At 69.3% G+C, this 5,642-nt stretch carries 7 protein-coding genes; 2 read left to right on the forward strand and 5 right to left on the reverse strand.

The genetic code is table 11. From position 1 onward, the window contains the following. Positions 1-32 precede the first annotated feature (32 nt). From DY245_RS47205 to DY245_RS34870, 5 genes are all read right to left on the reverse strand, one after another. Positions 33-299, reverse strand: a complete 267-nt coding sequence (locus tag DY245_RS47205; RefSeq protein WP_244943463.1) for a hypothetical protein — start codon at positions 297-299, stop codon at positions 33-35. An 88-nt stretch (positions 300-387) separates the two neighbouring features. Then, a complete protein-coding gene (locus DY245_RS47210; protein WP_244943464.1) occupies positions 388-582 on the reverse strand; it encodes a hypothetical protein in 195 nt (64 codons plus the stop codon). Between the two features lie 624 nt (positions 583-1,206). After that, positions 1,207-2,391: a cytochrome P450 gene (locus DY245_RS34860; RefSeq protein ID WP_128511108.1), complete on the reverse strand. Its 1,185-nt coding sequence runs from the start codon at positions 2,389-2,391 to the stop codon at positions 1,207-1,209. Between the two features lie 31 nt (positions 2,392-2,422). Further along, complete coding sequence (locus DY245_RS34865; protein ID WP_128511109.1) at positions 2,423-3,796, reverse strand: NAD(P)/FAD-dependent oxidoreductase; 1,374 nt, start codon at positions 3,794-3,796, stop codon at positions 2,423-2,425. Then, entirely contained in the window at positions 3,786-3,995 is a 210-nt protein-coding gene (locus tag DY245_RS34870) for a ferredoxin (RefSeq protein ID WP_128511110.1), read from the reverse strand. Before DY245_RS34870 ends, DY245_RS34865 begins: the two co-directional genes overlap by 11 nt. A 344-nt stretch (positions 3,996-4,339) precedes the next feature. On the opposite strand from DY245_RS34870, the gene DY245_RS34875 reads away from it, so the two are divergent. Then, entirely contained in the window at positions 4,340-4,687 is a 348-nt protein-coding gene (locus DY245_RS34875) for a toxin-antitoxin system YwqK family antitoxin (protein WP_128511111.1), read from the forward strand. A gap of 361 nt (positions 4,688-5,048) precedes the next feature. Next, positions 5,049-5,597 carry a phospholipase gene (locus DY245_RS47710; RefSeq protein ID WP_342354248.1) on the forward strand — a complete coding sequence of 183 codons (549 nt, stop codon included), beginning with the start codon at positions 5,049-5,051 and terminating at the stop codon, positions 5,595-5,597. The last annotated feature ends 45 nt before the right edge of the window (positions 5,598-5,642 follow it).

Genomic DNA, 5,642 nt, shown 5'->3' on the forward strand with positions numbered 1-5,642 from the left:
CGAAGCGATGATCACCTGGTCGATGACGAAGGTCATGACGCGGCGGCTGGGCCGGGCGCGAGCCGGTAGGCCCCCGACCGCTCCTTGACCAGCCAGCCCCGCTCGGCCGGCCGACGGGCCCGCGAGCGCACCACCCCTTCGATCCTCGCCGGGGTCAGCTCCAGGCCCATCGCCGCGGCGATCTGCCGGCAGATAAGCCCGGACCCGCCCTCGCGGTGATGCTCCGCCAAAACCGCCAGGATCCGCTGGTGATCGACGGCCAGGACGCCCGCGTCCAGCCCCGAACGCCACAACGGCACCACCGGACCCGGCCGAGCGGGCCCTGCCGACCGAGCCGACCGCGTCTGTGAAGCCAAAGCCCCCGAAACGGAGGCGTCGTCGACCACCTCACCAGCGGATACCAACGACGAAGAGGGCGCCAGCACTTCGCCGACCTGCTCCCGGGCGATCACTCAGCGCTCCCACTTCGGTCTCGGCCTGCTTCAACTCCGCGCAGACCTTCTCGGCCTGCTCGCGCAGGGCCTCGACCCACTGACGCACCGCCAGCTCACGTTCCTCCAGACTCCCCAGCACCGATGCCATCGCCCACCTCGCCGTGACCGAGCCGATTCCGGACGCCGGACGGCTGCCTCACCCGCGACCGCATCATGCCTGACCAGCCAAAACCAGCCGGTCATGTTCCGCATGCTTCGCGAGTCGGCGGACCGGTAGCGGTTCGCCGAGGTGGCGCAGCGCCCACTCCCGGGTCCGAGCGAGTGACCGTCCGGACGTCTGGGGTATGGACCGCTCGATGTACTGGCTCTGACCGCCGACACGGTGCGACGCCGCGACCGCGAATCTGGCGGCGGCGGCGTTGGCGGCGGCCGCGCCGTGGTCACGGCGGATGGTCCGGACTGCGCCAGGACCGCAACCTCAACGAAGCTTTCGAGACGGCCGATCCACTCCGGCTGATGCGGCTGTTCGGCATCAGCGAGCAGACTCGTCGCGGCACACACAGCACACCAGGGCAGGAATGACGGGCCACCCTGGTACCCCCAGGCGCGGTCGGCACCGCCGACGTCGCCGCCACCCTCCAGCCCTCGCCACCCCTCGCGGCTGCACATCCTGGCCGGCTCCAGGAAGGCCCCTGCTCGGTCAGCGGCCTCGCGGCCGCCGTCGACATGGAACCCTCGGCCTGCTCCCACAAGCTCCGGCTGCTGCATAACCTCATAGTTGGACGGGCAAGTGGCGGGGTCCGCGGAGCATGGCGCTCTGCCGGTAGGGGGGCGGGTCCTCGACCAGGCGGGCCGTGCCGAGGTGGGGGATCAGCGCGCCGAGCGCGGCCTGGGCCTCGATGCGGGCGAGGGGTGCGCCGTAGCACAGGTGGATGCCGCTGCCAAAGCCGAGGTGCTCGTTGTCCGGGCGGGTGGGATCGAACCGATCGGGCTCGTGGAACCGCATGGGGTCGCGGTTGCCTGAGGCCAGCGCCAGTACGACGGACGTGCCTTGGGAAATCGTGGTGCCAGCGACGTCGATGTCGGCGCGGGGGATGCGCTCCCGCATGTGGACCGGGGGTTCATAGCGCAGTAGTTCCTCCACCGCTCGCGGCAGCAGATCGGGCTCGCGACGCAGGTGGTCCAGATGCTCGGGGTGGCGCAGCAGGGTGAGCACCCCGTTGGTGATCAGGTTGACCGTGGTCTCGTGCCCCGCGATGAGCAACAGCACGGCGGTTTCCGCGAGTTCCTCCTGGGTGAGCCGCAGGGCCGGCTCCGGCTCGTTGACAAAGGCGGAGAGCAAGTCGTCGCCCGGGTGGCCACGGCGCTGCTCGGCGAGGTCGACCAGGTACCGGCCCATCTCGATCCGCGCCTGATCGCCGGCCCGGTCCCGCTCGGTAGAGTCCTCTTCGGGCCTGACATCGGCGGACGCGACCAGAGCATCGGACCATTCCCGAAACAGTGGCTCGTCCTCGCGTGGCACGCCGAGCAGGCGGCAGATCACCGTGACGGGCAGCGGGTAGGCGAAATCGTCGACGATGTCGATCTGCCGGCCCGTCTGGAAGCGCTCCATCAGTTCCTTGGTGAGCTGGGCGATCTCGCCGCGCATGGCATCGACCCGGCCCGGGCTGTGCGGCGGGCCGAACGGCCGCATGGCCAGGGTGCGCAGCCTGTGGTGCTCGGGGTCGTCGAGCCGCAGGAACGGCGGGTTGTGTGTCGTCTCGCCACGGGTGCGGGGATCGGCACTCATACGCGGGTCGTGGAGCAGAGCGGCGATCTCGTGGTAGGTGCCGATCAGATAGCTGCCGTCTGCCTGCCGCACCACCGGACCGGCCTCGCGGAGTTCCACGTACAGCGGGTAGGGGTTGGGGCGGTTCACGTAGTCAGTGATCCGTGCCAGCAAGGTGTCGGAGTCCATGGTGGCTCCTCGTGGTTGGGCGGGACGTGGGTCAGCCGGTGGGCTGCACCACCGTCAGTCGGCGATCGGGCAGATGACCGGTGAGCGCCACGGTGGGGCCGTGGGACAGCCCCGCCGGATCCGGCACGTCGGACGGAACCGGGATGTCGGCCGCGATCGCACGGTCCGCCGCGCCGGGCGGGGGCGGGAACGGAGCAGCCGTCTCGATCAGGTGCTTGTAGTAGTCGAGCGACTTGGCCATGTCGACGGTGACCGCGGCGGTGACCCGCCCCTGGTAGCCGTAGACCATCGCCAGACGGCGCGCCTCCAGAGAGCCTTGGGCGATGACCACTTGGTCGGAGAAGGTGGGCACGCCCACCGACTTGATGTTGAGCCCGAACTGGCTCGACCAGAACGTCGGGAGGGAGAGGTGCGGGCGCTGCAGGGGCCCCGGATTGACCATGTTGTGGGCCGCCACCTCGGCCTGCGCGACCGCGTTGCCCCAGTGCTCCAGGGAGAGCATCTGGTACCCGAACAGCGGGTGCGGGAACCGGGAGACGTCACCGGCCACGAAGACGTCGTCGGTGACGATCCCGTACATGTTGAAGGCCCGGCACCCGGCGTCGCAGGCGATCCCGCGCGGGCCCGCTGCCAGACCGGACTCCGCCAGCCACTCGACGTTGCGGACCGCCCCCAGCGCCACGACGCACACGTCCGCGTCGACACGGCTGCCGTCGGACAGGTCCGCACCGGTGAACCGGCCGTTCCCGTCCCCGCGCAGGGCGGTGACCATCACCCCGCAGCGCAGATCCACTCCGTGGTTGCGGTGCATGACGGCCGCAAGCTTCGACAGCGTCCCGCCGAGCGCGCCCACCAGGGGTGCGGGGCCCCGTTCGACGACCGTGACCTCCAGCCCCCGTTCCCGGCAGGCCGACGCGATCTCCGAGCCGGTGAAGCCGCCGCCGATCACCAGCACCCGCCCCGGCCCGGCGGCCAGCCGCTCGGCCAGCCCCCCGGCCTCGTCGCGGGTGCGCAGGGTGAACACCCCGTCCAGGGAGGCCTCCTCCGGGTTGGGCCAGGGCCGCGCCCGGGTCCCGGTGGCGATCAGCACCCGGTCGAACGGCAGCGACTCGCCGTCGGCCAGCATCGCCTGCTTCCCGAAAAGGTCCAGGCCGGTGGCGCGTACACCCAGCCGCCAGTCGGCGTCCGGGTCCCGGCGCATCGGCAGCCCCGTGGTGTCCGCCGGCACCTTGCCGAGCAGCACCTGCTTGGACAGCGGCGGCCGGTCGTAGGGCGGATAGGGCTCATCCCCCACCACGGTCAGTGAGCCGGTGAAGCCCTCCTCACGCAGCGTCTCCGCAGCCCTCAACCCGGCCAGCGACGCGCCGACGATGACGATGCGGCCGTCCCGCAGATCACCGGGCACCGGCGCTCACCTCCTCGCCGAGGAGGATCGCCTGGACCGGGCATGCCGCCGCGGCCTGGCGCACGCGCTCGACCTGGTCGTCTGGGACGGCCGGGGCGTACAGCAATCCCTCCTCCCCGTGCAGCTGGAACACCTCCGGCGCGAGGAACACGCACTGCGCATAGCCCTGGCAGCGCGTGAGGTCCACAACGGTCCGCATCCTCACCACTTCCTCCGTCGCCTCGCCCCCCTCGTTTCCAGCATGGGGGGAGACCCGGACGCCCGCACGGCCACCGCTCGGCGGCCCCCCGACGAGCCGGCACGAGCCGACACCGGTTGCCGCCGGTCAGGGGGATCGGGCGCAGGGAGTGGCGGGTCAGCACAGTGCGCGGTCGAGGTTTTAGGCGGCGCTGATGAGGGCGCGGTGGGTTAACGCCTGGGGAAAGTTGCCCAGCTGCTCGCCGGTGTGGCTGATCTCTTCGGCTTCGGCGTAGAGACCGAGATGTGCCCGACCCGGGGGCCGGGGCCCGGCGTGTCGGGGCTGCTCGTTCCTGTGCTGGTCCCATGGGCCGAGAGCGCTTCAACGACGGAAGCCTGTCGGGCGAGGGCGAGGGCGGGTACCAGGACGGCAAGCGGCACGGTCCGTGGACGTTCTACTTCAAGAACGGCCGAGTGAAGGCAAAGGGCGGCCGGCTCGACGGCGAGTGGGTCTGGTACCGCGAGGACGGCGGCCTGCTGCAACAGGGAGCCTTCGTGGACGGTCAGCAGCAGGGCCCGTGGCACCAGTGGAACCGGTGCCACGACACTGGGAACCGACTGGACGAGGGGACATACAACCTCGGCAAGAAGACCGGCGAGTGGATCACCTACAACAAGGCCGGTGAAGAGGTGAAGCGAAATGTCCACCTCTGAATGGACCAACGCTTCACCAGACCAGACGGGACGAGGTTGTTAGTGGCGGGGCCCTGCCAGGGGTCGTCGACGGCGGCCTGGACATGGGAGCCGGCTCTCAGATGTCGAGGCCGATGCCATGGATTAGCAAATTCCGTTTAACCGGGATTCTGGTCTGCGCATCACGGGGGATGCGCCGGACCGTAACTTCTCTTGCCGATCGGGTTGGATGATCCAACTCCGTACGATAGCCTCTCGAACGCACTCGGTTTCGGGGGGACGAGTAGCACGGGGTTTCCATGGAGGAATCGTTCCCCTTCGCACCGAGGTTGCTTCCGACCACCGGGTTAATAACCCGGTAGGCAAGAGGGGAAAACCTTTCGTGAAGAAACTCGCTATTTCCTTGTCCAGTGCCGCGCTCAGCGGCATCGTGGCCTTCTCGCTCGCCCCTCCAGCACTCGCTGAGAGCACGCACGCAGGCCGTGCGGGGGCACCCACCACGGTCTCCGCCGACGCCGGCCGGCCGGTGGCGGCGGCCTACACCCGGGCGCAGAAGCTCAAGCGGCTCGGGCAGTTGACGGGTGAGAGCCAGGTTTCTCAGACCGACTGGTTCAATACCCGGGTCAAGTGGCAGAACGGAAGCAACAAGTACGGCTTCGACTGGAACACCGACGGCTGCTCGGGGGTTACGGACAATCCAGTCGGCTTCCATTTCTGGGAGTCGTGTGCGCGGCACGACTTCGGCTACCGCAATTACAAGAAGCTGCACGCGTTCAGCCACGCGAACAAGAAGCATGTCGACAAGGCGTTCTTTGCTGACATGACTCGTCAGTGCAACGGGCAGTGGGGCAAGACCAGCATCGAGCGCAAGGCATGCCGAAAGGTCGCCAAGAAGTATTACGACGCAGTGGTGACCCTCGGCCACCTCTAAGCTTGCTGTTCAAGGGCCGTGGCGCCGGCGCGGCATGCGCCGGCG

It is taken from the genome of Streptomyces inhibens (assembly GCF_003389455.1).
In the GTDB taxonomy this organism is placed as follows: domain Bacteria; phylum Actinomycetota; class Actinomycetes; order Streptomycetales; family Streptomycetaceae; genus Streptomyces; species Streptomyces inhibens.